The organism is Archangium violaceum Cb vi76, from assembly GCF_000733295.1.
Classification (GTDB): Bacteria; Myxococcota; Myxococcia; order Myxococcales; family Myxococcaceae; genus Archangium; species Archangium violaceum.
Map to the genome: position 1 here is coordinate 1 of NZ_JPMI01000424.1, position 26,189 is coordinate 26,189.

Here is a 26,189-nt window from a genome sequence, read left to right on the forward strand (position 1 = left end):
CCCTGGGCGTGCGCTCCACGCAGATCGGCCGCATCGTGGACGTCATCCAGGAGATCGCCGACCAGACGAACCTGCTGGCGCTCAACGCCGCCATCATCGCCGCCCAGGCCGGTGAGCAGGGCCGGCCCTTCGGCGTGGTGGCCGACGAAATCCGCGGCCTGGCCGAGCGCACCGCGCGCTCCACGCGGGAGATCGCCACCATGGTGGGGGGCATCCGCCGGGAGGTGGACACGACGGTGGCGCTGGTGAAGGAGGGCCGCGAGCAGGCCAGCACGGGCGTGCAGTTGGGAGACCGGGCGGCCGAGGCGCTGATGGAGATCCGCACCATCACCCAGCGCACCTTCTCCGCGGTGGAGGCGACGCTGGCGGAGACGAAGCGGCTGGAGGCGCAGGGCTCCACGGTGGTGGAGGCCAGCCACCGGGTGGCGCGGCGCGTGGACGACGTGACCCGGGCCGCCATGGAGCAGGCGGGGCACGGACGCGAGCTGGTGCACCAGACGCTGCAGATGGCGAAGCTGGCGCAGGAGGCCTCGCAGAAGGCGGAGGGCCAGGCGCGCACGGGCAAGGATCTGTCCACCGCGGTGGTGAAGCTGAGCACGGCCATCGAGGAGATCCGCGCGGCGCACGGCGTGTTGATGAGGGGGGACTCGTCCATCGGCGAGGAGGTGGCGCGGGTGCGCGAGGACGCGCTGCAGGTCATCCGCATTGGCGACGGGCTGAGCCGCACGGTGGAGCAGTTGGCGCACGAGGCGGCCAGCCTGGATGGCGAGGTGTTCCGCTTCCGCCTCCCGGAGCCGAAGGCGGGCGGCACGCTGCGCGCGGGCCTCCACCAGACGTCCATGATCGACTCGGTGGGCCGGTTGGATCCGCTCTTCAGCGTGGAGATCCAGGTCGCGGAGCTGTGCGCCTGCGTCTTCTCCAACCTGCTGCGGCTGGAGGACGGCGTGCTGGTGCCGGAGCTGGCCGAGCGCTGGGAAGTGGACCCCTCGGCGCGCCGCTACCGCTTCCACCTGCGCCAGGGCGTCACCTTCCATGACGGAACGCCCCTGACGGCGATCGACGTGAAGCGCCACCTCGAGCGGCTGTTGAACCCGGCGGAGAAGTCGCCGGACAGAGGCCTGCTGGGAGACGTGGTGGGCGCCAGGGCGTTCGCGGAGGGCCATCTCCGCGAGGTGGCCGGCATCGAGGTGCTGAACGAGCGGGCGCTGGAGATCCGGCTGGAGGAGCCCAAGGCCTTCTTCCTCCAGTTGCTGGCGCAGTCCGCCACGGGCGTGGCGAAGCTGGATGCCCGAGGACAGGTGGTGGGGACGGGTCCCTTCCGGCAGGTGGAGCTCGGAAAGGAGCGCATCGTGCTCGAGCGCAACCCCACCTACTGGCGCCAGGGGCTGCCGCTGCTGGACCGGCTCGAGTTCCACCTGCGGGACTCGCGCGAGGGCTGCATCACCGCGCTGCGCCAGGAGACGGTGGAGTTCGTCTCCTACCTGCATGCCACGCATGTGAGGGAGCCCGAGCAGCAGGGGCTGCAGGTGGCCACGGGTGTCACGCCGTCCACGGCCCTGGTGGGCTTCAACCTGCGCGAGCCACCGTTCAACGATGTGCGGGTGCGCAGGGCGCTCCGGGCGGGGCTGGACGTCCGGGCCCTGGTGGAGCACTTCTACAAGGGCGCACGGCTGGCGAGCACGTTGACCCCACCGGAGTTGCTGGGCGAAGGCGTGTTGCCCGAGCCCCGTCTGAACCTCGAACTGGCCGAGCGGCTGCTGCGCGAGGCCGGGGTGCGGCGGGTGCCGGTCACGCTGTTCCAGACGGCGGGGCGGAACACGTCGGCCGAGGATGACCTGCTCTTCCGGCCCCTGGTGGATGCGAAGCTGGTGGAGCTCGAGCACGTGGAGCTGGAAGCGGAGGAGTACTCGGCCCGGCGGCGCGAGGGCCGGCTGCCCGTCTTCCGGCTGCTTTGGATCTCCGACTTCCCGGACCCGGACAACTTCCTCCACTTCCTGCTCAACTCGCAGGCGCAGAAGCTGTACGTGCTGGACTACCGCAACGGAGAGCTGGACGCGCTCACGGCGGAGGCGCGCGTCACCATCGACCCCGAGCAGCGCAAGCAGTTCTACCGGCGCGCGGAGAAGCTCGCCCACGAGGACTGTGCCATCATTCCCCTCTTCCACCCGCGCGTGCACGCGGCGGCGAGCGGCCGGGTGCAGGGACTGCGGCTGCACCAGACACCGCCCCAGGTGCGCTACGAGGAGCTGTGGCTGGACTACTCGGGTGATGAGCTGCCCTGAGCAGGCAGGCAACAGTAGCCTGGGGGTGGACCATGCGCGATGAGTCGCCAGGATTCAGATGGACGGGGCTGCTGCTCGCCCTGGCCCTGCTGACCAACGCCTGTGCGTCGCGGACGTCACCACCCGGCCGGGGAACATACCTGCGCTACACGCCGCACGAGGCCGCCGCACCCGCATGGGCCGGAGACCTGGACGATGAGTCCGCGCCCGAGCCCGAGGGTCCACAGCGGCCGCACCGCCGCCAGGGCGTGCGGGAGGCAGTGACAGCGGTGGGCCCTGGCGGCACGGAGAAGACGGCGTCGTGGCAGAGCGCCCTGGCGGCCCACCTGGCGGTTCGCGGTGCCCTGCTCGACGTGTCGGGCTCCACCCACGACATCTCCGAGGAGCTGTCCAGATTGCGCAAGAGCCACTGGGGCATCGCCGGCAAGGCCGCGGGCCTCTTCGTGCCCTCTCTCGAGTATGGCCAGAGCCAGTGGCGGTGGTTGGACGCAGAGCTCGCCGCCGCCACCCGGATGGCCCACGCCGCCGCGGAGGTGGAGGACCCGGACATGCAGCTGGCCCTGCTTCGTCTGGCGGGCCCACGGCTGGAGGCCGCCATGCTGGGCTCGCTGCTGCTGGCGGCCTGGGTGGACTTCCTCAACCTCCTCGATGTGGCGTTCAAGCAGGGCTACAACTCAGTGGAGACGCTGTTCGTGGACATGGACCGCTGGCGGAAGATGGTGGAGCCAGCCATGACTGCACTGGCCTCGCGGGAGTCAGGGCAGGTGGAGGCAGCGGCGGAGAACATGCCCGCCCTGAGAATTGTCGCAGCCAACATGAAGCGCTACAGGATCCCGATGAATTTCGTCCCGTGGAGAGGACCATGAGCGACGGAGGTGCCTGGCAGGGCAACGTCAAGGCGCGCCTGTATGAGCGGGTCCGCAAGCGCGGCTACGACTCGCTCACCGCCTTCGCCGAGGCGCATCCCACGGCTTCGCTCGTGGAACTCGCGGACGAGCTTGGCCCTGATGACATCGCGGCAGTGCAGGTGTTCAGCGGGTTGGTTGCCGAGGCGGAGCGAAGCGGCAAGGTCACGCGTCTGGTGCGCGGGCAACTCGTGCGCGAACTGGCCGAAGCACTCCCAGACGGCTGGCCGGCCCTGCTGGATGACGAAGCCCGTTTCGCTGTCGCCGAGGCGCTCGGCCTCTGGTCTGCCTACACCCCTGAAACTCATGAGGAGCGTGTCAGGAAGGCGGGCGATGCGCTCCTCGCCAACCCACCGCCGCCCGGTTGGCGTCCGCCCGGCCCCGACGACGAGTTGCTGCTCACGCTCCTGCCCGACGAAGAGGTCTGATTCTCCCCTGCTCTCCTTTCACTCTGTCGGACCGAGCGCCTCAGAGCACCTTGCGGAAGGCGTACAGCACCCGCTCGAACAGCTTCTGCCAGAGGGGGCGGCGGCGGAACTCGGCCAGGTCCACCTCGCGGCAGCTCTGGCAGTCGCCGCGGAAGGACTCCTCCAGGTTGCGCGCCAGCCGCGGGTCCGCGAAGACGGCGTTCACCTCGTGGTTGAAGAGCAGCGAGCGCCGCTCGAGGTTGAACGAGCCGATGGTGCCCCACACCCCATCCACCACGGCCGTCTTCGCGTGGAGCACGCAGCGCTCCCACTCGAAGATGCGGACGCCCGCGGTGAGCAGCTTCTCGTAGAAGGCGCGCGTGGCGTGCACCAGCCAGGGGTGATCGCTCTTCGCGTTGAGCAGCAGGCTCACCTCCACCCCGCGCTGGGCGGCCTCGCGCAGCACCGCCACCAGCTTCCGGTCCGGAATGAAGTAGGCCGCCGCCACCAGCACGCTGCGCCGCGCTCGGGAGATGGCATGCAGGTAGGCGCGGTGGATGCCGCGGCGGCTGGAGAGCACCGCCAGGCTCACGTCTCCCCGCCGGTGCAACCGGGCCGCCCGCCGACGCCGGCGCGTCTCCCGCCAGGAGCGGAACCTGTCCTGGAAGGCCATGCGCCAGGTGGCCACGAAACGGCGCTCCAACTCGTACACCGCCGGCCCTTCCACGCGCAGCACGTCGTCGCGCCAGGCCTCCCCCTCGGGCGCCCAGTGCGCGGAGATGTTCACCCCGCCGATGAAGGCCACCTCGCCGTCCACCGCGAGAATCTTCCGGTGGTCGCGCCGCAACAGGTGTCGCAACCCACGGCCGAGGCTGGTGAAGGGCTTGAAGGGGCGGACGTCCACCCCGCGCGCCCGCAGGGCCTCGAAGAATCCGCGCCGGCTCGTCCAGGAGCCCAGCGCGTCGTAGAGCACCTTCACGTGCACGCCCCGCTCGGCCGCCTCCGCCAACGCCTCGCCGAACAGCTCCCCCACCGCGTCGGAGATGAACATGTACGTCTCGAGGTGGACGTAGCGCCGCGCGCTCCGGATGGCCGTCAGCATCGCCGGGTAGGCCTCCACCCCGTCGCGCAACAACTGGCAGCCATTGCCGCGGATCACCCCGTGCGAGCGCGGCAGGTAGTACCGGGCAAGCAGCGCGGAGGAGACGTGGGGGCTCCACACCGGCTCATGAGCGGGCGGACAGCCAGCCGCCTGCCTGGGTGACTCCCCCGCCTGTTCCTCGAACGCCGAACCGATGCCCACCTCCTGCTCATGCATGGTGGAACAAGGGTGGGAATGACACCGGCGTCCGGCAACCTGCCCACCTGCCGCCCGGGGCAATCCCCCGAGCGGCCCGGACGTCCGCCGCCGGACACGCGGCGGCTACAGCCCCAGGTCCGCGCGGCGGATCTCCGCCATGCGGGCGCAGCGCTGGTCGTACTCACCCGGGAAGTACTCGCGCGTGTGGTCCAACGTGGCCGAGGCCGCCTGCCAGTTGTTCTGGTTGACGTACCCCTCCACCTCCAGCATCAGCTTGGAGCAGACGCGGTCCAGCTCCGTCTGCGTGTCCTTCACGCGCTCGCGCGCCTCGTAGTAGAGGTCCGGCTTGGGCTCGGGGTGGGCCTCCAGCAACAGCCACGCCTCGCGGAAGGACTTCCACGCCTCGTAGCGGTTGCGCGCACCCACCTCCTTGTTCTCCATGTTCTTGACGCCGCGCTTGTACGCCTTGCGCGCCTCCTCGACGAGCTGGTCGGGCGGAATCTCCGGCAACAGCACCTTCTCCAGCCAGATGTTCCAGATGCGCCACTCCTCCTCGCCGGGAGGGTTCTTCGTGTTGTCGAAGGTGATGCGGTTGATCTCGCCCTTCTTCAACTGCGCCGAGGGGATCATGATCTCCAGCACGCGATCCTGGCTGGCCAACGTGTCCGCGGGCACCTTGCTCAGGTCCACGCCGTTGATCGTCACCATCACCTCGCCCTCGGAGATGCCCTGCGCCTGGAAGTGCACGAGGGCCAGGGCCCGGGTGGCGGCGGTGTACTCCCACTCGAAGATCTTCTGATCCTTGTTCTCCCACATGACGCCCTCGCCGTAACCGAAGGAGTCGTCGATGGGTGTGGGGCCGACGACGACGGGCTCGGGGCCACGGGTCACCTTGGCCTCGCCGCCGAGCACCAGCCAGTACACCAGAGCCACCAGACCCATCACGCTCACCACGCCCAGGCCGATGAGGGCGTTGCGCACGATGGGGGTGGCATCCGCCCAGAACAGCCTCGCCTGCGCCACCAGGCCCGGAGACTCACGGCGGATGCGGGCACGCTCGGCGGCGGACAGGCCGCCCCCCTGGGCCGCCGGAGCGGAACGGGCCACCGCGTTGCCGGTGGGGCGCCGGGGCGCGGCCGTGGGTGCGGACGCCGGAGCCTTCGCCAGGGCACCGGGCCCGGCGGCCGGAACCTGGGGACGGGTGGCCGTGCGCGAGGCAGCACCCCCCACCGCGGGCATCGCGGGCTGTGTCCCGGCACGGGTGGTGGTCCGCAGGGCCTGGATGGGGCGGGTGGTGTTGAGCCGCGCCTCCTCCAACTCCTCCTCGTTGGCCCCCTCGGGGGCCAGGGCCGCGCCGCGGTTGCGCTGACGCGCCACGTTCTCCACGGACACGATGCGCGTGCTGTCGGGGCTCTCGCCACCCACGCCCGCGTCCGTGACGATGTCCGCCGCCAGCGGCTTGAAGACGAAGACCACCGGCCCGAGCGACAGCTGATCGCCCTCCTCCAGGGGCTGCTTCTCCTTCACCAGCTTGCCATTGAGCTGCGTACCGTTGGAGCTGCCCATGTCCTCGACGAAGTGCTGCCCCCCGTCGACGAAGATGCGGCAGTGACGACGGGAGATGCCCGCGTCGTACAGGACGACGTCACACTCGTTGACGCGGCCGATGAGGACGGAGTCCTGCTCGAACTCGAACTCCTTCCCGGCCTCCTTGCCCTCGGCGATCGTCAGCTGAAAGCTCATGAAAACCTCAGACTCCTAACACGGCCTTCGCCGCGCGGGCCACGGCCGCACGGGCCGAAGCGGGCTCGAGCACCTCGGCCTCGCCGCCGAACGATAGCACCCACTGCGTCAACCAGCGCTCGTTGTCGCCCGCCACCCGCACTTCCACGCCCCCATCCGCGAGCAGGCGAGCGTCCTCGCCGAAGCGCTCCCGGACATAGGGGGCCACCAGCCGGGTGAAGCGCACCCGGACGGCCGCGTTGGTGCGGGCCGGGTTGGGCACCTCGGCCCGGGCATCCTCGCGTGGCTGGAATGTTGCGTCCGTGACAGCCAGGTTCTGCATCCGGTCCACCCGGAAGAGCCGATCGTCTTGACGGTTGAGGTCCCAAGCTTGGAGGTACCACTGGCCCCGGTGGCTGAGCAGCTCGTGCGGCCGCACCCGGCGCGACTCGAGGCCGCCCCGGCCCGGGGTGGCGTAGTCGAAGGACACCTCGCGCCGCTCGTGGATGGCCCGGGTGAGCGGCCCCAGGGCCTCGGGCGCCTCCACCGCGGCGTCGATCTTCCGGTACATCTCGCGGAAGCGCTCGCCCGCGCCCGGAGGCAACACGCCCTCCAGCTTCTCCACCGCGCTGCGCAGCGCATCTCCCGCGGCCGGACGCAGCAGCTCCGCCGAGGCGGCCAGCGCCGAGGCCTCGCCCACCGTCAACCGCGGCGGCGCGGACAGCCGCTGGTCGAGGTCCACGTAGACGCGGTCGTTCTCGACGTAGATGTCGATGTAGTCGTCCGGGTTGAAGGGGGGCCGGCCCACGCAGGTGAGCAGATCCAGATCCTCCAGCAGGTGCTCCCGGCTGACGTTGAGGGCGCGCGCCAGCTCCTCCACGGAGATGCCGGGGCGCGAGGAGACGAAGGGAACGAGGAACAGCAGACGGCGAAGACGCTCGTGGACGCTCATGCCGCCACCTCCTCACGGGGCGTGTGCTTCTCGAGGATGCTCGAGGCCATGTCCTTCACCCGCTGCCGGGCATCCTCGGGCGCCTCCACGCGGCACTCCGGCCCCAGCTGCAGGCAGAAGCGCAGCAGTCCATCCAGGAACGTCACCGGCAGCTCCACCAGCACGCCCTCGCCGTCCTCGGCCGGGGCCACGGTGGCACCCGGGAAGAGCGAGGGGCCGCGGGTCAGCAGCTCGCCGGTGAGGCGCAGGCGCGCGTTCACGCTCTCGTGGAAGCGGTGCTGCCAGGGGGAGCTGGCCACGTGGTTGTCGAAGGAGAAGCCCTCGGGCACCTCGAAGTCCGGGGTGCGCGGCCGGGCGGTGTTCGCCTTGAGCGAGCGGATGCGGTGCACGAGGAAGGTGCGCACGCCCTGGCGCAGGTGGCAGTAGCCCACCAGCGTCCAGATGCCCCGGCGCAGCACCAGGCCGTACGGGTCCACCTTGCGCTCCGTGAGGTCCGGCCGCTTGGGCGAGGCATAGGACATCTGCACCCACTTGTGCGAGGCACACGCGTCCCAGAGCGCCTCCAGGTGCGCGGCGAGCTGCGGCCCATCCTGCTCCGAGCCCAGCTCCATGCGCACGCGCGGGGTGGGCAGCGCGTTGCCCGCGAAGAAGCCGATCTTCCGCAGGGCGTGGGACAGGTCGTCGCGGCCGGGGAAGGCCCCGGACGTCAACGCGGCGCTGCCCGCGGCGTAGAGGACGGCCAGCTCCTCCTTGGTGAGGTCCACCTCGGGCAGGTAGTAGGCGTCGCGGTCGACGATGTAGCCGTCCTTCCGCTCGTCATCTCCCTGGATGTAGGAGAGGGGGAAGCCCAGCTCGAGCAGCTCCGCCTTGTCGCGCTCGAACTTGCGTTCGGCGGCATCATCGGAAATGCCCATGTAGTCGGCGGGGAAGTGCTCACGCAGCTCCGCCCAGGAGATCGGTTCCCGAGCATCCAGGAACAGCGCGACGAGATCGAGGAGGCGTTCGGTACGGTCCATCGGAAGGTTTTCGACAATGCGCAAAAGCGTCAGGTCGGGTCAAGGCAGGGAGCCGCGACGACGGACGGATGTCCGCTCACGCCCCGTGCGATCGTGGATCTACCCGGAGGAACAGGACCTGAACAGCTTTTTGCTGAACGCACGTCCAGGTGTGTTCATGGGCGAGCGGAACCGACCCGGGGGTTGGCGAGCAGGCGTTCACCGCAGGTGGGCTCGCGAACGGCGGGCAACTGGGATATTCCTAGGAATCGACGGCGTACACGCCTGATCGGGCGGGCTCGTCTGGCCGCACGCACCGCGAGGACCCACATGACGCGCTCCACCCTCATCAAGAAGGCATGGCTCGGGCTGGCGCTGGTGGGACTGGCATGCATCGCGGCGGTGCCCACGCAGGCGGAGGCCGAGCCGCTGTACTTCGCGCTGGAGGTGCGGCGCGAGGGCCGGCTGGTGGCCCAGCCCAAGCTGCTCGGGGAGACGGGCCGCACGGTGCGCGCCGAGCGCCGCAAGCCGGGCGCGAGCCAGCCGGACTACCGCCTGGTGCTCACCCCCACCGCCGAGGGCGAGACGTTCCACCTGGAGCTGGATCTGATGCTGCCGGAGATCAAGGGGCACTCGGAGCTGGCGCTGCTGCACGGGCAGGAGCGCCGGGTGCAGCTGGGCCGCTACCCGGGCGACCTGGAGGTCTCGCTGCTGCTCATGAAGGTGGACTCGCCCGAGTTCCGCGCGCTGATGGACCTGAGCGAGGACGCCGCCGTGGGCGGCTCCGGCCGTCCCATCTGAGCGTCCTCTCTCTCCCGCTGGGAGAGGGTTCACAGCACCGCCAGGTCATCGCGGTGCACGGCCTCGTCGAGGTACCGGTAGCCGAGCACGGACTCGATATCGGCGCTCTTGAGGCCGGCGATCTTCCGCAACTCTCCATCGTCATAGGCGCTGAGGCCGCGGGCGAACACCTGCCCCTGCTCGTCGACGAGATCCACGGGGTCTCCCCGGCCGAAGTCCCCCTCCACCAGACGGATGCCCGAGGGCAGCAGGCTGCGCTTGCTGGTGACCACGGCCTCGCGCGCGCCCGGGTCCACGATGAGCTTCCCCTTGGGCTTGAGCGCGTGGGCGATCCACGCCATGCGGGCGCTGCGCCGGGAGCCGGAGGTCTCGAAGAGGGTGCCCACGGGCTCGCCGGACAGCACGGAGCGCAACCGGCCGGGCACGGCGCCGGAGGTGATGAGGCAGCGGACGCCGAGCTCGGTGACGCGAGCGGCGGCGCGAATCTTGGTGGCCATCCCCCCCGTGCCCACCAGGGAGCCGGAGCCGCCGGCCAGCGCCAGCAGCTCGGGGGTGACGGCATCCACCTGGGGGAGCAGGCGGGCGGTGGGGTCCTTCCGCGGGTCGGCGGTGAAGAGCCCCTCCACGTCCGAGAGGACGACGAGCACATCCGCCTCCACCACGCCCGCCACCAGGCCGGCCAGGGTGTCGTTGTCACCGAACTTGAGCTCGTCCACGGAGACGGTGTCGTTCTCGTTGATGACGGGCACCACCCCAGCCTCGATGAGGCGCTCCAGGGCGTGCTTCACGTTGAGGTAGCGCCGCCGATCCTGCACGTCTCCATGGGTGAGGAGCACCTGGGCCACCCGCCGGTCCGCCTTGCCGAAGGCCTCCTCGTACGCCTGCATCAGCCGGCTCTGACCCACCGCGGCACATGCCTGCTTGCCGGGAATGTCCTTGGGGCGCGCGGGCAGCCCCAGCCGCTCCACGCCCAGGGCGATGGCGCCGCTGGACACCACCACCAACTCCCGGCCCTGGGCCGCCCACAGCAGATCCTCCCCCAGCGCCTCGAAGTGGGCCCGGTTGAAGCGCCCCGTGGCGTTCGTGAGGGCATTGGTCCCGATCTTCACCACCACGCGCCGAGCGGCGCGGACCGCGTCTCGTCCGGAAGAACTCACATCTCCAGGTTATGCCATCCAAGGTGTCAGGAGGGACACCCGAAGCCGTCCCTCCCCGGAAGCAACCGCCACCAGGGCGTGTTGTACGAGGTCGGGCTTTCGGGAACCCCGGAGATGAATCCGGAGCCGAAGGCACCTATCCTCAAGATGTGAAAAGGGACAGGACGACGGCGTGGCGCGGGCGCCCTTCCCTCCGCGCGGGAGAAGGACACTTTTGAAGGAAATCTACGGAAACACCCTCGGACTCAAGGCAAGCGAGCAGAGCCGGCTGCGCAATACCTACCGCCGTCGCGTCTCGCCGCATGAGATCGTCTCCCCCGAGCTCGCCCGTCACCTCACCGAGCTGTCTCGAGAGACCCACCGCCAGATCGGCGTCCTGCTCAACCGCAAGGGCGAGATCGAATACGTGGTGGTGGGCAACGCCCACAAGCTGGAGCTGCCCGACATCGGCCGTGCCCGCGCCGGACAGGTGCGTCTGCGTGGCCTGCGCCTGGTGCACACCCACCTCAAGAGCGAGCCACTCACCAAGGACGACCTGACGGACCTCGCGCTGCTGCGCCTGGACATGGTCGCCGCGGTGGGCGTGGGCGACACCGGCCTGCCCGGCGTGCTGCACTACGCGCACCTGGTGCCCGAGAACGGCACCGGTGACTTCTGGACCGTCACCACCCTGCCGGACGTCCACGACGGCCAGCCGGATGTGCTCGACACCCTGGAAGCCCTCGAGGAGGAGCTCAACCGCAAGGCCGCCGCGCGCACCGTCTCGGGCCGCGACAAGGCCATCCTCGTGGCCGTGTGCCTCAACGGCAACCGCGCCCAGGCCGAGGCCAGCCTCGCCGAGCTCAAGGAGCTCGCGCGCACCGCCGGCGTCGAGGTCATCGACAGCGTGCTGCAGATGCGCCGCGAGGCCGACCCGCGCTACCTCATCGGCCGCGGCAAGCTGGAGGACCTCAACCTGCGCTCCATGCAGGCCATGGCGGACGTCCTCATCTTCGACAAGGACCTCACCCCGTCCCAGGGCCGCCACATCAGCGAGGCCACCAGCCTCAAGGTGATCGACCGCAGCCAGCTCATCCTCGACATCTTCGCCCAGCGGGCGCAGAGCGCCGAGGGCAAGCTCCAGGTCGAGCTGGCCCAGCTCAAGTACCGCCTGCCCCGCCTGGTGCAGAGCGACACCTCCCTGAGCCGTCTGGCCGGTGGTATCGGCGGACGCGGCCCCGGTGAGACGAAGCTGGAAATCGACCGCCGCCGCGCGCGAGATCGCATCAACCACCTGGAGAAGCGCATCGACGCGCTCTCCCGCGAGCGTGAAGTCCGCCGCGCCCAGCGCAACCGCCGCGAGCTGCCCGTCATCTCCATCGTGGGCTACACCAACGCGGGCAAGTCCACGCTCCTCAACGCCATCACCGGCTCCGAGGTGCTCGCGGAGAACAAGCTGTTCGCCACCCTGGACCCCACCAGCCGCCGGCTGCGCTTCCCCCAGGAGCGCGAGGTCATCATCACCGACACGGTGGGCTTCATCCGGGACCTGCCCAAGGACCTGGTGGCCGCCTTCCGCGCCACGCTCGAGGAGCTGTACGACGCGGATCTGCTGCTGCACGTGGTGGACGCGAGCGATCCTTCCCGCGACGAGCAGGTGCAGGCCGTGGAGAACATCCTCGACTCGCTGGAGCTGCTGCAGAAGCCGCGCCTCATGGTGTGGAACAAGGCGGATCTGCTCACCCCGGACGAGGTGGGCTCGCTGCTGCGCACCTCGGGCGGCGTGGCCATCAGCGCGGCGAGCCGCGAGGGCCTGGCCGCCCTCCTGGCCAAGGCGGACACCACCCTCTTCGCCGAGGGCGCCTCGCGCAACCTCGGCGTCGTCAGCCGGGCTCCGTCGCACACCTCCGGGATGGACGAGGGCCCCTCGGAAGAGCCCCTCGAGGCCACCGAGGAGCCCGCGCCGAACCTCGGGGCGGCGTAGGCCCCGGGCCAGGGGTTGCGGGCAGGCACCGGGGCCTTCTACAGTCCCGGTGCCGTGCTCATCCCCTCCCTCTTCTCTCCGTCCCTGCTGGCCCTGGTGCCCATCCCCGGCCTGGGTACGAGCCTCGAAAAGCCCGCCTCCTCGGTGGACCCGAACTATTTCGAGCTGCTCGAGCGCAACAGCCACATCGTCTACCCGGCCCTCGCCATGGTGGTGCTGGGGCTCATCGCCGCCGCCATCCTCCAGGCCGCCAAGGCCCAGGACATGGATGGCGCCGTGAAGGCCGAGTTCAAGAAGCTCATCGTCGACGAGCTGCGCCGCTACCCGGCGGGCCTGGAGACTCCGGCCCTCGCGGCGGCCACCGGCCTGGACCGCAGCAAGCTGGTGCGGCTGTTGGACCAGATGCAGCAGGATGGCGTCATCATCTCGCACACCACCACCCAGCGGCAGACCGTGTGGCGCGTGAAGGGCGTTGGCGGCGCCGCGTACTGAGCGCCGCCCCGCTCCGCCTCCTCACACCAGCTCGGACTTGGGCTGGCGCGTCATCAACTCCACCACCGCCGCGCGGGCGCTCTTGCCCTCGTAGGCGATGGCGTACACCTGATCGCAGATGGGCAGCTCCACCCCCACCTCGCGCGACAAGTCGCGCGCGCTCTTCGCCGTCTTCACGCCCTCGGCCACCTGCTTCATGTCGCCCAGAATCTCCTGGAGCGAGCGGCCCCGGCCCAGCTCCATGCCCACGTGCCGGTTGCGGCTGAGCTCGCCGGTGCAGGTGAGCACCAGGTCCCCCATGCCGGACAGCCCCGAGAGCGTGAGCGGATTGCCGCCCTTGCGCACGGCCAGGCGCGTAATCTCCGCCAGGCCGCGGGTGATGATGGCGGCGCGGGCGTTGTGGCCCATGCCCAGCCCATCCGCGATGCCGGCGGCGATGGCGATGACGTTCTTCAGCGCGCCGCCGTACTGCACCCCCACCACGTCATTGGAGGTGTAGGAACGGAACGTCTCCGTCTGCAGCGCCTTCTGGCAGCGCACCGCCACCTTGTGCCAGTGCGAGGCGATGGTGACGACGGTGGGCATGCGCTGGGCCAGCTCCTTGGCGAAGCTGGGGCCGGAGAGCACGGCGATGTAGGGGTGGTGCTCCTCGGGCAGACAGTCCTCGAGCAGCTCCGTCATGGTGAGGAGCGTCTCGTTCTCAATCCCCTTGGCCACCGTGACGAGGGGCGCGTGCCTGGGCAGGTACGGCAGCGCCTGGGAGATGACCTGGCGCGTGGCATGGCTGGGCGTGGCCAGCACCACCAGCTCCGAGCCCTCCAGCGCCGTCTTCAGGTCCGTGGTGGCCTGGACACGCGGGGAGATGGGGATGCCGGGGAGGTAACCGGCGTTCTCGTGGCGGGTGTTGATGGCGTCGGCGAGGGCGGCATCCCGGCCCCACAGGCCCACCTGCTCGCAATTGACGGCGAGCACGTTGGCGAGGGCGGTACCGAAGGAGCCGGAGCCGATGACACTGGCGCGCATGGGGGAAGTCTCCCGAGGGACGAGGGGGGAGGCGCAGCTTAGACCACACCCCACCCGGGAACGAGGACTCCCAACGAGCGGGCGGCGCAGCGTCCGCCAGCGGGCAGGCCGGTACCCGGCCCCGCACTTCATCATGGCCACGCGGGGGGCAGGCCGGTCTACCATCCCCCGCTTCACGGGTATGCGGACACAGAGGGAGCCAGGGATGAGGGTCGGATGGGGCGCGGGAGTGGTGCTGGCACTGTCGCTCGGTGCATGCCGCTGCTCACAGGACGCGGGCGCGCCGGACGCGGGCATGCTGCCTCCCCCGAGCGCCCTCACCTGCGAGGGCCTCCTCACCCCCGAGATTCGCGACGCCCTGCCCGGCTTCACCTACAAGGAGGAGCGGACGTGCCCCACCTGCGGGCCGCTCTGCACCTTCCGCTCGGCGGAGCAGGAGCAGAAGGAGGTCACCATCTCCATCGCCTACGACTGCCACCCGCTGCCCGACGGGCAGGACGTGCGCGGACTGCTCGCCCCCACCCTGCGCGCGGGAGGCATGGAGATACCCGCGCTCGGCAAGGCCGCCGCCCGCCGCGAGCCCGTGCCCGGCATGATGCAGGTCGTCGCCTGGGACGATGACACCCCCTGCGGCGTCGTCATCACCTGGCTGGGCAAGAACAGGGATAGAGCCCCCGAGCTCGCCCGCACCACGCTCTTCGGCCTCACCCGCGAGCGCCTCATGCAGGCCACCCCCCTCCCCGCGCTCGGCGGCTCCACGCCGGACGCCGGCCCGGACTCCGACGCGGGGTCCCCGTAACGCCCGTGCCAGCTCCACAACCCTCCGTCATCCTCAGCTTCCGGCGCACCTTCGCGCTGCTCATCGTCCTGGTGGTGCTGCCCTCCGCCGGGCTCTCCGGCTTCGGCGTGGTGGCCATCATCAACGAGCGCGCCGCCGTGGAGAAACGGCTGGAGGCCACCTGGCAGGGCACGCTCGAGACCCTCACCGGGGATCTGCCCTCGGCGCTCCGGGCCTCGCGCTTCGAGCTCGTGGACGGCCAGCCCCGCGTGGTGGCTCCCGGCGGCCGCGTCCTGTCCACCCCCGTCTCCTTCCGGGCGGAGGGCAACCAGGTGAGCGCCTCCGACGCGGAGCTCGCCGCCGCCCTACAGGTCACCCCCTTCTCCGCCGGGGACTTCCCCTCCGGCACCTCGCACTTCTCCCTCATGGTGGGCGGTCGCGCCGCCCTCTTCTCCGCCGAGCGCCAGGGAGACGTGGTGCACGGCGTCCGGCTCTCCCAGGAGGCCGTGGAGGCCCTGCTCGCCACGCGCGCCGAGGACCAGGTGACCTCCAACGAGCCCGTGCGCTTCGTCCTCCTCGCCCGCCAGGAGGCCACCGGCGAGGGCCTCATGGGCAAGCTCGCGCTGGAGGTGGCCCAGGCCCGCGCCAACGCGCTCGGGCCCCAGGTGCTCGCCGAGCAGGTGCTGCCCCCTCCCCTCCAGGACTTCCGGCTCGCCGTGGTGCCCACCGGCGAGGACCCCATCGCCCGCGCCTCCACCCGCAACCGCGTGGTGTACGTGGTGCTGCTCGGCCTCTTCTACGTCACCCTCACCTTCGGCGTCGTCTACACCGGCCGCGTCCTGTACCGCGAGGCCCGGCTCTCGCGCATGAAGACGGACTTCGTCTCCCTGGTGAGCCACGAGCTGCGCACCCCCATCACCTCCATCCGCATGTTCATCGAGACGCTCGCCCTGGGCCGCGTGAAGGACCCCGCGCAGACCCAGCAGGTGCTGCAGATGCTCACCCAGGAGACCGAGCGGCTGAGCACCCTCGTCGAGCGCGTGCTGGACTGGGCCCGCATCGAGAGCGGCCGCAAGGTGTACCACCCGGAGCTCCTCCCGGTGCCCACCGTGGTGGACGCCGCCGTGTCCGCCTTCCGCGCCCAGCGCCTGGAGAGCGACCTGCGACTCTCCGTGGACCTGCCCGAGCCACTGCCCCCGGTCCTCGTGGACAAGGAGGCCATCGCCGGTGCCCTGCTCAACCTGCTGCAGAATGCCTACAAGTACAGCAGGGAAGACAAGCGCATCACCCTCACCGTCCGCGCCCGCCGCAACTGGGTGGACCTCACCGTGGAGGACCACGGCGTGGGCATCGCGCCACGCGACCGGCGGCGCATCTTCGAGCGCTTCTATCGAGTAGACAATCTGCTCACTCGCAAGACGGAGGGCAGTGGGTTGGGACTGGCCATCGCCAAGCACATCGTGGAGGCTCACGGCGGGCACATCACCCTGAAGAGCGAACTGGGAAAGGGCAGCCGCTTCACCCTCCAGCTCCCCGTGGGGAAGGCATGAGCGACAAGCCAACACGCATCCTGGTGGTGGAGGACGACCTGGCCATCCTCACCGGCCTGTCCATGAACCTCAACTTCGAGGGCTACGAGGTCCTCCAGGCCCAGGACGGCCGCCAGGGTCTGGCCCGCGCCCTCGACGACTCGCCGGACCTCCTGGTGCTCGACGTCATGCTGCCCGAGCTCAACGGCTTCGAGGTGCTCAAGGAGCTGCGCCAGCGCGGCCGCGACCTCCCCGTGGTGGTGCTCAGCGCCAAGGGCGCGGAGATGGATAAAATCCTCGGCCTCAACCTGGGCGCCGACGACTACGTGGTGAAGCCCTTCGGCCTCCAGGAGCTGCTCGCGCGCATCAAGGCCGTGCTGCGCCGCCGCTACCCCGTCCAGGGTCAACCGCTCACCACGGGCTTCGGCGACGTGCAGGTGGACCTGAGCGCCAAGACGGTCACCCGCGGCGGACAGCCCGTGGAATTCACCGCCCAGGAGTTCAAGCTGCTGGCCCACTTCCTCGCGCACCCGGGGCGCACCTTCAGCCGCGAGGAGCTGCTCAGCGCCGCCTGGGGCTACGGCTACGAGGGCAGCGCCCGCACCGTGGACAACTTCATGCGCCAGCTCCGGCTCAAGCTGGAGCCAGACCCCGAGGCCCCCAAGCACTTCCTCACCGTGCGCGGGCTCGGCTACCGCTTCGAGCGCTGAGGCTCCCATGCTCCGCCGACCCCTCCTCATCCCGTGGCGGTCCTGGCTCGGTGCCCTGGGCCTGTGGGCCGCCTTTCCGGGAAGTGCCCGGGCGACGGAGACGGACCAGTACTTCGCCATCGACAAGCCGCCTCGCGACTCGCTGGAGGTCCTCAACGAGAAGATCAACCGGGACATCCTCGGCGCCCTGGCGCTCGTCAACCGGCGCGCGAGCTGGGATCAGTACTCCTGCCAGGACGTCGCCCACCGCGTCTACCAGCGCTTCCGCATCTCGGGCCTCCACAAGATCGAGCTCTGGGCGGAGAACTCCCCCCGCATCGACCGGGTGCCCACCCAGAAGGACCACCGGCGATTCGAGGCCCATTCCTCCATCTACCGCAATGCGCGCCTCTGGGACTGGGGCCTCTCCTTCGGCGTCAAGGCGACCTTCACCGTCGCCGGTGTCCACATGGGCGCCGACAAGCTCTCCCACTTCTTCCAGACGGGATGGAAGTACCACCAGCGCTTCCGCGAGTTCATGAAGCAGGGCGTCCCCGAACGCGAGGCGCTCGAGCGAATCATCCGCTACGGCGTGGAGACGGAGAGCGGCCCCCTGGGCTCCGTGACGACGGGCGTCTTCTCGTTCGGAGATCTCGAGGCCAACTACCAGGGCTTCCTCTTCTACCGGAGCCTCTGCCGGGACGAGGATCCCCGGCTGCTGAAGACCCCCCAGGGATGGCGGCTGACGCGGCCCTTCGACTGGCGCGATTACGTCTCTCCCCAGTTCGATGAGACCGTCAACAACTCCGCGTTCGTCCCCATGCGCTGGGAAGAGGTCCGCGCCAACCTGCGGCGGGATTACTGCCCCCGGCTCGACAGCGAGACCTTCCTGGAGCACTACCGCTCCTCCGCGCGCTACCCGCGGAAACCCGACGACTTCAACATCCGCTACGTCCGGGAGTTGCTCGCCCGGGGCGAGGTCCCTCGTCAGCAGGACTTCTCCATCTGGGCCGCCTGCGGCCGGAGCCCGCCGGACCTCGCCCAGCTCGCGGCGGAGACGGGCGGGAGCGCCGGAGCCGGGCCGGAGCACGCGACGACGGAGCCCCTCACCCCAACGCCCCGGTACGAGGCCCCGGTTTTCGACGAGGCCCTCCTCCGGCCGCTGTTCGAGCTCGGCGGAGGCGGATTCCGGAACGACGGCTCCGCGTGGAATGCCCTGCTCCGGACCCGCTTCCTGCTCCACGAGACCGTGGGGCCGGAGGATACGTGGGACGCCGTGCGGACCCCGGAGTACCTGCTCTGGGCCTCGCTCGACGGGCACCTCGCCCTGGGCTCCAGCCCGGCGGGTGTCACCGTCCCGTATGCCGACCTCCGCTTCACCCCCGTCCAACGCCGCTTCGAGCTGAACAACGTGGCCACCGGCGAGGAACTCGCCGTCGGGGTGGTCCTGCTCCCCTTGCGCCTCACGCGCTTCCTCGCGCTCGACCGGAGCCTCGGCGTCGAGACCTCCGTCATCGGCGTCCGCGCCCGGCTCGGAAGGCGCTTCGGCGAGCGGCAGCGGACGGGCGTGTTCGGAGCCGTGGCGCTGGACTCGCCCGGCTACAAGTCGGCGCTCCACCCGTCCGATGGGCAGGCCTTCCAGGGCGTGCATGCCGCCACCCTGGCGCTGGAGACCGGCGCGGAGCTGCAGCTCGGAACGCAGCTCCGGCTCGGACTCCTCCTCGGTGGGAGCGCGAGTCTCGGCCTCGGCTGGGACCGTGGGGGCAGTGGCTTCTCCGCCCCCGCGGACCTCGAGGCCCATGCCGAGGCCCAGGTGGACGTGACGCGCTTCTCCCGCCTCTTCGTCCGCGGCCAACTCGAGGCCATCCTCGAGCCCGGGCGGAACCGGCTCCTGTCCACCCCCGTCCTCCTCGGCGGCGCCACCTTCAGGTACTGAGCCTCACCCCTCCACCACGCCAATGTGCCGCGTGTCCTCGGGATCGAACGGCTTGCCGTCGAAGCGGCCGTACCGCTCGCGGGGCGTGAGCCCGCAGGCCTTCATCGCCGCGTCCAGCTCCTCGGCGGTGAAGGGCCTCAGCTTGAGGCGGCGGATGCCGAGCGGCGCCCCGGGCTGCCGGCGCTCGCGCAGGTGGAAGGCGAACACCGGACGGCGCGGCTCGAGCCCGGCACCGGGCTCCTCGTCCTCACGGTGCGCGGTGGGCTCGGGCGGCGGGTTGAGCACGTCGTAGACGAAGATGCCCTCCGGCTCCAGGTGGTGGCGCACCGTGGACAGGAAGGCCTCCAGGTCCTCCTGCGAGCCCATCATCCCCAGGGCATGTTGGGGAGCGAGCACCACGGGGAAGCGCTCGGGCAGGCGCAGCGAGCGCGGGTCGGCGTGGAGGAAGCGCACGCGGGCGGCCACCTCGGGCGGCTCCGAGCCCCGGAGCTCCTCGGCGGCCCGCACCATGCGCTCGGACGGGTCCACCCCGAGCACGGACAGGCCCGCCCCGGCCAGCGCCCAGGCCACTCGCCCGTTGGCCGCGCCCAGCACCAGCACGGGGCCCCCATGCTCGGCCGCCTGGCGCGTGTAGAAGGGAATGTCGGGTTCCTGCCCGACGAGGGAGAGCGGCGTGCGGCCACGCGTGTCGTTTCCGGCCATCGGCTCCCGGACTAGCACGGTTGGAGGCGCAGCGGGGTCAGGACCCTGCCATTCCTGGGCATCCGCGTACCCAGGGGCTGTCCGGGAGCCGACGCAAGGGCCCGTCTCCGGGACGGACCGGGCTGGCACCCGGCTTGCGATACCTCGGGACGAGGGTACCGCGTGGGTACCCGGATTCCTCGCAACGGGTGGGCAGCGACATGAAGGGCGGATGGCGGTGGGCGGCGGCGCTCGTCGTGACGGGCGCGATGTGGACGGGTTGCAAACAGACGACAGGGGGGCATGACGAGTCCGAGCGGAACAACCCCGGACTGGACTCGCCCCGGGATGAGGGGGACGGCACGACGCCCACCCCGGATCCGGTGACGCCAGAGCCGGATCCGGTGACGCCGGATCCGGGCCCGGTGACGCCAGAGCCGGATCCGGTGACGCCCGGCCCGGGGCCGGTGACACCCGACCCGGGGCCGGTGACTCCGCCGCCGCCTCCACCCGAGGAGGCCATCCAGTTCACCTCGCCTCCGGGCTGGCGGTTCTACGGCACCCAGCACGGCGGACCCCGGCGCGTCTACGGCGTCACCGCGGACGAGGGCGGCAACGTCTGGGTCGCCGGCGGCGAGGACGGCCTCTTCCTGCTCCGTCCGGGCGCCGACACGCTCCAGCGCTACACCCTGGCGGACGGGCTGCGCCCCTACGGCTTCATGCCGGACGGCAGCGCGCCCCCGGGCGAGAAGTACCTGAAGGTCATCTCCGTGGCGGGCGGCCCCGCGGGCACCGTCTTCGTGGGCTACGAGGGCAGGCCCGGCACGGGCTCGAACCACTGCGAGAGCAACTGGGACGGCCCCAGCCCGGACCCCTCCCGCTACAAGAGCGGTGACGCGGACAAGGTGACGCTGCGCGCGGATGGCACGCTCGAGGTCGTCCACTACGACATCTTCTCCGGCCCCGGCGTGGTGCGCGACGAGCTGCGCGGCCGCGAGAAGATCTGCAACATCCTCCGCATCGCCTACGACAAGAACACCAACAGCGTCTGGTTCGGCGGCAACCACGGCTTCTCCCGTGGCGACGCGCGCTACACGGGCAACAACACCTGCAACGGCCAGCTCTCCTGCTCGGGCGTCATGGAGCACGTGCACCCGCACATCAACGCCTTGAACGAGCAGGGCAACGTCGTCCTCCTCACCGACGCCTACTACGGCGTGGCCGTCCACCCCAGCGGGGACGTCTTCTTCGGCGGCTCCAACCGCTCCACCCGCTTCCGGTACGGCTCCAACAGCCACAACTACTGGCGCGCCCAGAGCATGAGCGAGGACCCGCCCTACGCCTGGAACCGCTTCGACCTCTGGCCGGACAAGGTGGGCGAGCCGAACCTCTCCCGGCCCGCCGACCGCGTGGATGACCACGTGTCCGGCATGGCCGTATCCGGCGATGACACCGTCTGGGTCAGCTCCTTCACCAAGGGGCTCGCGCGGATGAACGCGGAGGGCGGTGACGTCCGCTACCTCGACGTCGGGGTGCCACACCTGTCCACCGTGGCCGTGGACTCCACCGACGGCAGCGTGTGGACCGGCGCCCGCTGGCTCGGCACCGTCTTCCGCGTGAAGGACGGCAGGGTGCGCACCTACGGCTGCACCGACTTCGGACGGAGGCTGTGCATGAGCACCGTCGCCGACATCCAGGTGGACCGGAGCCACGGGCGCCGCATCCTCGTCGGCTTCAAGGGCAGCGACGAGAACCGCGTCCCCGGCGCCATCGGCATCTACTCGGGGAACTGACGCTCTGGATGGGAGCACGGGCCCCCTCCGTCCTCACGGAGGGGAACCCGGTGTCTCCGATACCCTCACCCTGTCCCTCTCCCGGGGGGAGAGGGGAAGTGGCTCAGGCGCAGGTGAACGACCAGCGGCAGTTGTTGGAGATGCACTCCCGGTCGCTCCCGCACACCGCCCCACGCGACTTCTTGTTCTGGCACTTGCCCGAGTTCGTTCCCCAACCGCAGTACTGGTTGCTCGCGCAGTGGGAATCGCTGTCGCACAGGCACGAGCCCGTGGGGTTGATGTAGCAGTCCGCGCTGCACCGGTCCGTCGTGCACTCCTTGTCCGACTTGCAGGTCTGCCCATACGCCTTGGACCGCGGCGTGAAGCACCACCCCACCGCGTCCGCGCACCCGCCGCACGCCCCGGACAGGCACTGCCCATCCCGGCTGCACGAGGCCCAGTTGCCCTTCTTCGCCACGCAGTCGTTGTCCCCCGGGTTGGCCGGAATCTCGTCCTGGCAGTAGCTCGTCGCGCCGCAGTCCCCATCATCGTTGCACACGCAGCGCCCATCGAACGTCGAGCACAGCACCGAGGTGCACTGGTCGCTGATGCACTCCGCGTCGAAACGGCAGCCCTCGTTCAGCGTCTTCGAGTCCGGCGCATACGCCTTGCCGCACACCGTGGGGTAGCGCGCCTCACGCACGGACTTGTCCTCGTAGGGGGCAATCCCCGTCGTGTCGATGTCCGAGGCCGGGTCCGCCATGCCCGCGCGCGGCCCGCTCGCCCGCTCCCACATCCGCAGGAACGTCTCCGACGAGCCCGACAGCCCCGCCGTGTTCGCCCCCAACCGCCCCAGGTCCCTCAACAGGTCCGGCAGCAGGCCCACGTGCGCCAGGCCCTTCTCGTCGAAGTCCGTGCCCAACCGCCCCGGCCCGGACACCTCCTGCTGGTGCGCCTGCTCATCCGCCTCGGCCTGGAAGCCGGCCGAGCACGCCCCGTGCGGCCCGAAGCGCGGCCGCGTCTGCTGGATGAAGCCGTTGAAGTCCGCGCCGAACGCCATGGGCACCTTCAACCCCTGGCGGCCATACTCGTACGCCTGCGCCACCGAGCGGCTCGAGCCCTGGCAGTTGTTCGCGATGCCGGACTTCGTGTACGCGCGCGTCTCGTCATGCGCCGTGCGCAGGCCGAACATGCCGCCCGTCTGCCGCACGTAGCGCACCGCCCACGACGGCGTCGTCTTCTCGTCCTCCGCCAGCTTCGGGTTCATCACCTCGCGGAAGTGGCCGTGCGAGATGTAGAGCGGGTAGTAGTTGTTCGCCTGGGCGATGGCGTAGGCGTCCTGGGTGCTCTTCTCGGACAGGTGCGCCATGTCCACGAGCATCCCCTTGTTCATCATCGCCTGAACCAGCGCCTTGCCGTCCGCCGTCAGGCCCTTGGTGTTGCGGCAGTTCCCCGCCGCGTCCCGGGCCACGTCGAAGCCGAGCGTGAACGAGCCCGTCGTCACGCCGCAGTCGAAGTCGATGTGGCAGTTCTCGATGAACTGCGCCGCCTGGAAGATGGCGTTGTGCAGCGCCGCGCCGCCGAAGCGGTTGTCCAACTGGTGCACCGGCTGGATGGAACGCACCCCGAGCGCGTGGAAGCGGTCCAGCTCGCCGCGCCAGTCCTTGGTGCCGAAGAGCTTGCTCGTCTCGATGGAGAGCACCATCGCCAGCTTGCCGGCGCCGATGATCTGCCGGGCATGCGCGGGCGACAGGGCGATCTCCGCCCAGTCCGTGCGCGCGTCGAAGTCGCGGGCCATCTGCAACTGCACCTCGACGTCCGCCATCTCGTCGCACGGGCGCTGGAGGTTCTGGTACGGCAGGGCGCTGCACAGGAAGCCGTTGCTCACCAGCGACACCACCACCAGCGACATGCCGCCCTGGTGCGCCTGCCGCAGCCAGCCCTCCCAGGACTGCTGGTGGGCGATGGTGTCCCACCGGGGCCACTCCGAGCCCACCTCGCGCCGGCCCAGGTGCAGGCCCGTGTCTCCCTCCGTGCCCTCGATCTTCCCGATGAACTCCGAGCCCACCGCGCCCGCGATGCCGAAGAGGTCCGAGAGGATCGGAACCCCGCTCAGGTCCACGCTGCCCGAGTTGGGGCACAGGTTGAGCAGCTCGCTCAGGTCCATGCGCACGCGGGCATGGTCGCTCTCCGGAGCACCGCCATCACAGCGCGTCAGCGCGCCGGTGTGGCCGCCGTGGAACCAGCCTCCAGCGAAGGCCTGCTCGGCGAACATGTGGTGGTGCAGCTCCGCGAAGCCATTCACCGCCCGCTGCTGGTTCGTTCCCAGTTGGGGCGCCTCGGGCTCCGGCTGCACGGGAGTGCAGCCCTGGGTCACCACGAGCGCCAACGCCATGACGAGCACTGCTCTGCAAGGGGAGGGGGATTTCATGAAAGGACTCCTTTTTTCGGAAAGTCCCACTCATAGCGCCCATGGCCCCCGGAAATGAAGAGTGGGGGCTGGAAAGGGGCGCGGCGTCAACCGGTGCGACTTCCGGGGGCCAGGCCCAAATGACCCCGCTCCGTTTCACTCGTCACCGATGACCAGTGGATTGCTCCCCTCCCCCCATCCCCTGGCCAGCACGGTGTCTTGACGGGCGTGGCCGCATTTTCGTGTAATTTCGGAGCGACGGCTCGCCCCCCCCGCGTCGCTCGTGGAGTACGTCGTGTCCATCCGCCTTCCCAGTGCCCGCCCCATGGGCGCGCGGTTGGGCCCCTGCGTTGGCGCCTGGGCCCTCATTGCCCTCTTCCTCCAGTTCGCGTGTGCTACGGGCGCCCCACGAGGCAGCATCCGCGTGGGCGACCCGCACAATCCCACCACGCCCCCACCGGCACCCACGGAGCACGTCACCCTCACGCCGAGCAACGACTTCGCGCCCGTCCAGGTGTCGGACACGAGGTTCCGCGAGGCCTTCACCCAGCTCGTCCTGGAAGTGCCCCTGCGGGTGACGACCCGTCCCGCCCAACCCCTGGCCAGCGGCCTGGTGCTGGCTTCCTGTCCGTCTGATGGGGCGGGGGATGCCAGCGTCGAAGGGGGCTACTTGCGTCTGTGCGAGCGGCGCGGGTCTCCGGGAGACTGCTTCCGGCTGCTGGGGGACGGCCCGCACGACACCACGCTCAGCCACCACGACAGGTTCCTATTGGCCCTCGGCCTTGCCCTCACCCCGGCGGTAGAGGCCGCCACGGGAGTCCTCCGGGACTTCTCCGCGCAGGCCATGACGGCTCTGCTCACCGGCCTTTCCCTCTATCTCGTGGCGCTCATTGCACCCGAGCCGATCTCCAAAAGCCTCGCCCTGGCGATGACCCTCTTTCTCTGGGGCTACCTGGGCATGGAGCTATGGGATTTGATTTCCGCCACGAAGGACCTCTGGGACGCGGCGGAAGAGACCCGCACGTTCCGCGAACTCCGCGGCGCGAGCGAGCGGTACGCCCGGGTGCTCGGACCCAACACCGTACGCATCCTCATCCTGCTGGCGGCCTGGAAGGCGGGCGCCCCGGGCAAGGAGGCCATGACGGGCAGCGGACTGCCGGGATTCCCCCAGGCGGTGCGCAACGCTGCCAACGCAGGCCGGTTCCACCTGCCCACGGCCGCGTCCGAAGCGACGTCGGTGTCCGTGAGGGAGGGCAGACTCGTTCTCACGCTGCCTTCCGGCTCGGGAGCCCTCCTCGCCGTGCAGAGACTGGGGGAGGGTGAGGAAGGCGACATCCACCACATCGCCACCGTGGAGAACGAGAAGTCCACCCTGCGGGGCGGGCCGTGGACTCCAAGACTCAAGAGATTCTTCGACAAGGCCGGCATGTCCATGGAGGACCCGGCCAACAAGGTCCGCATCCCGGGACACAAGGGGCCGCATCCGAAGGCATACCATGAGCGCATCTATCAGCGGCTCGTGGCGGCGATGGAGGACTGCACGAGCACGGCGCAGTGCCGGGAAGCACTCACACGGGAGCTGGGGAAGCTGGCCGAGCAGCTCAAGGACGCCAGCTCCGAGCTCAACAGGTTGGTCACCCGAGCGCAGTGAGGCGAGAAAACAGCATGGCTCAGAGGTACTTCGCGCTGACCGAAGACATGTCCAGCCAGCACCGCTGGTTGTTGGGAGATCCTCTCGATGAGCAGGGGGAAGAAGTGAGCGCGCGACGGTTCATGAGCGGGGAGCCCACTCGCTTCAACGGCCGCCTTCGAGTCCCCGTCTACCATCCTGGCACCCCGCTCGACTTCACGCGCGTCGACACGGGGGGATACCCCGTGGTCACCGAAAAGGTGGCCAGCGTCCTGACCGAGCTGGCTCCAGATGACATCCAACTCTTCCCCGTGGAGGTGGAGTCGCGGACAGAGCCCTACTTCCTGGTCAACGTCGCGCGCCTCGTGAAGTGCATCGACGACGAAGCATGCGTGGAAGTGTTGTACTGGAAACCGGAGGATGGACGGCCCGATAAGGTTGGCCACTATCGGGACGTGTACGGCATGCGTATCGACCCCTCCAAGGTGGGCGATGCCAGGGTCTTCCGCCCCTGGGGATGGAGGGTAGCCCTCATCGTCGCCGAGGACGTGAAGCAGGCTCTCGAACGAACAGGCGCAACGGGCATGGAGTTCACCGATGTCACGGGCCCCGGAAGTCAGAGGGCCGAGCCGCAACCGCTCACACGCTCTCATGAGGACTGACTTCGGCAAGTGGCTGCCGCACGCGAAAGCGCCTGGCCCACGCCTGGCACGCTGTCTGAAGCGTCAGCAAGCATGTGACAGCCCTCCACGAGCTGAATACGCT

21 protein-coding genes are annotated in these 26,189 nt (G+C 70.0%); 13 read left to right on the plus strand and 8 right to left on the minus strand.

The genetic code is table 11. From position 1 onward, the window contains the following. From Q664_RS50685 to Q664_RS50695, 3 genes are all read left to right on the plus strand, one after another. On the plus strand, positions 1 to 2,282 hold a 2,282-nt coding region (locus tag Q664_RS50685), incomplete at its 5' end, for an ABC transporter substrate-binding protein (protein ID WP_043414628.1). 32 nt (positions 2,283 to 2,314) lie between these two features. After that, positions 2,315 to 3,148, plus strand: a complete 834-nt coding sequence (locus tag Q664_RS53930; protein WP_052519731.1) for a hypothetical protein — start codon at positions 2,315 to 2,317, stop codon at positions 3,146 to 3,148. After that, positions 3,145 to 3,615: a hypothetical protein gene (locus Q664_RS50695; RefSeq protein ID WP_043414631.1), complete on the plus strand. Its 471-nt coding sequence runs from the start codon at positions 3,145 to 3,147 to the stop codon at positions 3,613 to 3,615. Before Q664_RS53930 ends, Q664_RS50695 begins: the two co-directional genes overlap by 4 nt. 40 nt (positions 3,616 to 3,655) lie before the next feature. Here Q664_RS50695 and Q664_RS50700 read toward each other — a convergent pair whose 3' ends face one another. From Q664_RS50700 to Q664_RS50715, 4 genes are all read right to left on the minus strand, one after another. Then, positions 3,656 to 4,912 carry a phospholipase D-like domain-containing protein gene (locus Q664_RS50700; protein ID WP_043414633.1) on the minus strand — a complete coding sequence of 419 codons (1,257 nt, stop codon included), beginning with the start codon at positions 4,910 to 4,912 and terminating at the stop codon, positions 3,656 to 3,658. 105 nt (positions 4,913 to 5,017) lie between these two features. After that, a complete protein-coding gene (locus tag Q664_RS50705) occupies positions 5,018 to 6,637 on the minus strand; it encodes an FHA domain-containing protein (protein WP_043414637.1) in 1,620 nt (539 codons plus the stop codon). Positions 6,638 to 6,644: 7 nt separating this feature from the next. Further along, positions 6,645 to 7,568 (minus strand): helix-turn-helix transcriptional regulator, encoded by a 924-nt coding sequence (locus Q664_RS50710; protein WP_043414639.1) that lies wholly within the window; start codon positions 7,566 to 7,568, stop codon positions 6,645 to 6,647. After that, positions 7,565 to 8,584 carry a helix-turn-helix transcriptional regulator gene (locus Q664_RS50715; protein WP_043414640.1) on the minus strand — a complete coding sequence of 340 codons (1,020 nt, stop codon included), beginning with the start codon at positions 8,582 to 8,584 and terminating at the stop codon, positions 7,565 to 7,567. The genes Q664_RS50710 and Q664_RS50715 overlap by 4 nt, the downstream gene beginning before the upstream one ends. A 309-nt stretch (positions 8,585 to 8,893) precedes the next feature. Here Q664_RS50715 and Q664_RS50720 point away from each other — a divergent pair, with 309 nt between their 5' ends. Next, on the plus strand, positions 8,894 to 9,364 hold the full coding sequence (locus Q664_RS50720; protein ID WP_043414642.1) for a hypothetical protein: 471 nt from the start codon (positions 8,894 to 8,896) through the stop codon (positions 9,362 to 9,364). Positions 9,365 to 9,393: 29 nt separating this feature from the next. On the opposite strand, the gene proB is transcribed toward Q664_RS50720, so the two are convergent. Beyond that, entirely contained in the window at positions 9,394 to 10,521 is a 1,128-nt protein-coding gene (gene proB / locus Q664_RS50725) for a glutamate 5-kinase (RefSeq protein ID WP_043414643.1), read from the minus strand. 214 nt (positions 10,522 to 10,735) lie between these two features. Between proB and hflX the strand changes: the two genes are divergently transcribed. Both hflX and Q664_RS50735 read left to right on the plus strand, forming a co-directional pair. Then, entirely contained in the window at positions 10,736 to 12,484 is a 1,749-nt protein-coding gene (gene hflX, locus Q664_RS50730; protein WP_235217194.1) for a GTPase HflX, read from the plus strand. Positions 12,485 to 12,538: 54 nt separating this feature from the next. Further along, positions 12,539 to 12,976 (plus strand): hypothetical protein, encoded by a 438-nt coding sequence (locus Q664_RS50735; protein ID WP_235217195.1) that lies wholly within the window; start codon positions 12,539 to 12,541, stop codon positions 12,974 to 12,976. Between the two features lie 21 nt (positions 12,977 to 12,997). Here Q664_RS50735 and Q664_RS50740 read toward each other — a convergent pair whose 3' ends face one another. Continuing rightward, positions 12,998 to 13,999, minus strand: coding sequence for an NAD(P)H-dependent glycerol-3-phosphate dehydrogenase (locus Q664_RS50740; protein WP_043414645.1), 1,002 nt, complete (start codon positions 13,997 to 13,999; stop codon positions 12,998 to 13,000). A gap of 205 nt (positions 14,000 to 14,204) precedes the next feature. Between Q664_RS50740 and Q664_RS50745 the strand changes: the two genes are divergently transcribed. Genes Q664_RS50745 through Q664_RS50760 form a run of 4 tightly spaced genes read left to right on the plus strand, consistent with a single transcriptional unit; the run spans position 14,205 to position 18,931 of the window. Further along, entirely contained in the window at positions 14,205 to 14,798 is a 594-nt protein-coding gene (locus Q664_RS50745; RefSeq protein ID WP_043414647.1) for a hypothetical protein, read from the plus strand. Positions 14,799 to 14,803: 5 nt separating this feature from the next. Next, positions 14,804 to 16,327, plus strand: a complete 1,524-nt coding sequence (locus Q664_RS50750) for a sensor histidine kinase (protein ID WP_043414650.1) — start codon at positions 14,804 to 14,806, stop codon at positions 16,325 to 16,327. Beyond that, positions 16,324 to 17,016: a response regulator transcription factor gene (locus Q664_RS50755; protein ID WP_043414653.1), complete on the plus strand. Its 693-nt coding sequence runs from the start codon at positions 16,324 to 16,326 to the stop codon at positions 17,014 to 17,016. Before Q664_RS50750 ends, Q664_RS50755 begins: the two co-directional genes overlap by 4 nt. 7 nt (positions 17,017 to 17,023) lie before the next feature. After that, positions 17,024 to 18,931, plus strand: coding sequence for a hypothetical protein (locus Q664_RS50760; RefSeq protein ID WP_043414657.1), 1,908 nt, complete (start codon positions 17,024 to 17,026; stop codon positions 18,929 to 18,931). 3 nt (positions 18,932 to 18,934) lie between these two features. Here the strand turns inward: Q664_RS50760 and Q664_RS50765 are convergent, their stop codons facing one another. Next, positions 18,935 to 19,633 (minus strand): class I SAM-dependent methyltransferase, encoded by a 699-nt coding sequence (locus Q664_RS50765; RefSeq protein WP_043414660.1) that lies wholly within the window; start codon positions 19,631 to 19,633, stop codon positions 18,935 to 18,937. Between the two features lie 200 nt (positions 19,634 to 19,833). On the opposite strand from Q664_RS50765, the gene Q664_RS50770 reads away from it, so the two are divergent. Beyond that, the gene (locus Q664_RS50770; RefSeq protein WP_043414685.1) at positions 19,834 to 21,405 is read left to right on the plus strand and encodes a ligand-binding sensor domain-containing protein; all 1,572 of its coding nucleotides are present in this window, start codon (positions 19,834 to 19,836) and stop codon (positions 21,403 to 21,405) included. A 103-nt stretch (positions 21,406 to 21,508) separates the two neighbouring features. On the opposite strand, the gene Q664_RS50775 is transcribed toward Q664_RS50770, so the two are convergent. After that, a complete protein-coding gene (locus Q664_RS50775) occupies positions 21,509 to 23,779 on the minus strand; it encodes a membrane dipeptidase (protein ID WP_425117495.1) in 2,271 nt (756 codons plus the stop codon). A gap of 310 nt (positions 23,780 to 24,089) precedes the next feature. On the opposite strand from Q664_RS50775, the gene Q664_RS50780 reads away from it, so the two are divergent. Both Q664_RS50780 and Q664_RS50785 read left to right on the plus strand, forming a co-directional pair. Next, positions 24,090 to 25,445: an AHH domain-containing protein gene (locus tag Q664_RS50780; RefSeq protein WP_075207742.1), complete on the plus strand. Its 1,356-nt coding sequence runs from the start codon at positions 24,090 to 24,092 to the stop codon at positions 25,443 to 25,445. Positions 25,446 to 25,459: 14 nt separating this feature from the next. Continuing rightward, a complete protein-coding gene (locus Q664_RS50785) occupies positions 25,460 to 26,086 on the plus strand; it encodes an imm11 family protein (protein WP_052519733.1) in 627 nt (208 codons plus the stop codon). The last annotated feature ends 103 nt before the right edge of the window (positions 26,087 to 26,189 follow it).

Coding starts and splice junctions, on each gene's coding strand:
- Q664_RS53930 (WP_052519731.1), top strand. CDS start 2,315: ATGCGCGATGAGTCGCCAGGATTCAGATGGACGGGGCTGCTGCTCGCC.
- Q664_RS50695 (WP_043414631.1), top strand. CDS start 3,145: ATGAGCGACGGAGGTGCCTGGCAGGGCAACGTCAAGGCGCGCCTGTAT.
- Q664_RS50700 (WP_043414633.1), bottom strand. CDS start 4,912: ATGCATGAGCAGGAGGTGGGCATCGGTTCGGCGTTCGAGGAACAGGCG.
- Q664_RS50705 (WP_043414637.1), bottom strand. CDS start 6,637: ATGAGCTTTCAGCTGACGATCGCCGAGGGCAAGGAGGCCGGGAAGGAG.
- Q664_RS50710 (WP_043414639.1), bottom strand. CDS start 7,568: ATGAGCGTCCACGAGCGTCTTCGCCGTCTGCTGTTCCTCGTTCCCTTC.
- Q664_RS50715 (WP_043414640.1), bottom strand. CDS start 8,584: ATGGACCGTACCGAACGCCTCCTCGATCTCGTCGCGCTGTTCCTGGAT.
- Q664_RS50720 (WP_043414642.1), top strand. CDS start 8,894: ATGACGCGCTCCACCCTCATCAAGAAGGCATGGCTCGGGCTGGCGCTG.
- Q664_RS50740 (WP_043414645.1), bottom strand. CDS start 13,999: ATGCGCGCCAGTGTCATCGGCTCCGGCTCCTTCGGTACCGCCCTCGCC.
- Q664_RS50745 (WP_043414647.1), top strand. CDS start 14,205: ATGAGGGTCGGATGGGGCGCGGGAGTGGTGCTGGCACTGTCGCTCGGT.
- Q664_RS50755 (WP_043414653.1), top strand. CDS start 16,324: ATGAGCGACAAGCCAACACGCATCCTGGTGGTGGAGGACGACCTGGCC.
- Q664_RS50760 (WP_043414657.1), top strand. CDS start 17,024: ATGCTCCGCCGACCCCTCCTCATCCCGTGGCGGTCCTGGCTCGGTGCC.
- Q664_RS50765 (WP_043414660.1), bottom strand. CDS start 19,633: ATGGCCGGAAACGACACGCGTGGCCGCACGCCGCTCTCCCTCGTCGGG.
- Q664_RS50770 (WP_043414685.1), top strand. CDS start 19,834: ATGAAGGGCGGATGGCGGTGGGCGGCGGCGCTCGTCGTGACGGGCGCG.
- Q664_RS50775 (WP_425117495.1), bottom strand. CDS start 23,779: ATGGCGTTGGCGCTCGTGGTGACCCAGGGCTGCACTCCCGTGCAGCCG.
- Q664_RS50785 (WP_052519733.1), top strand. CDS start 25,460: ATGGCTCAGAGGTACTTCGCGCTGACCGAAGACATGTCCAGCCAGCAC.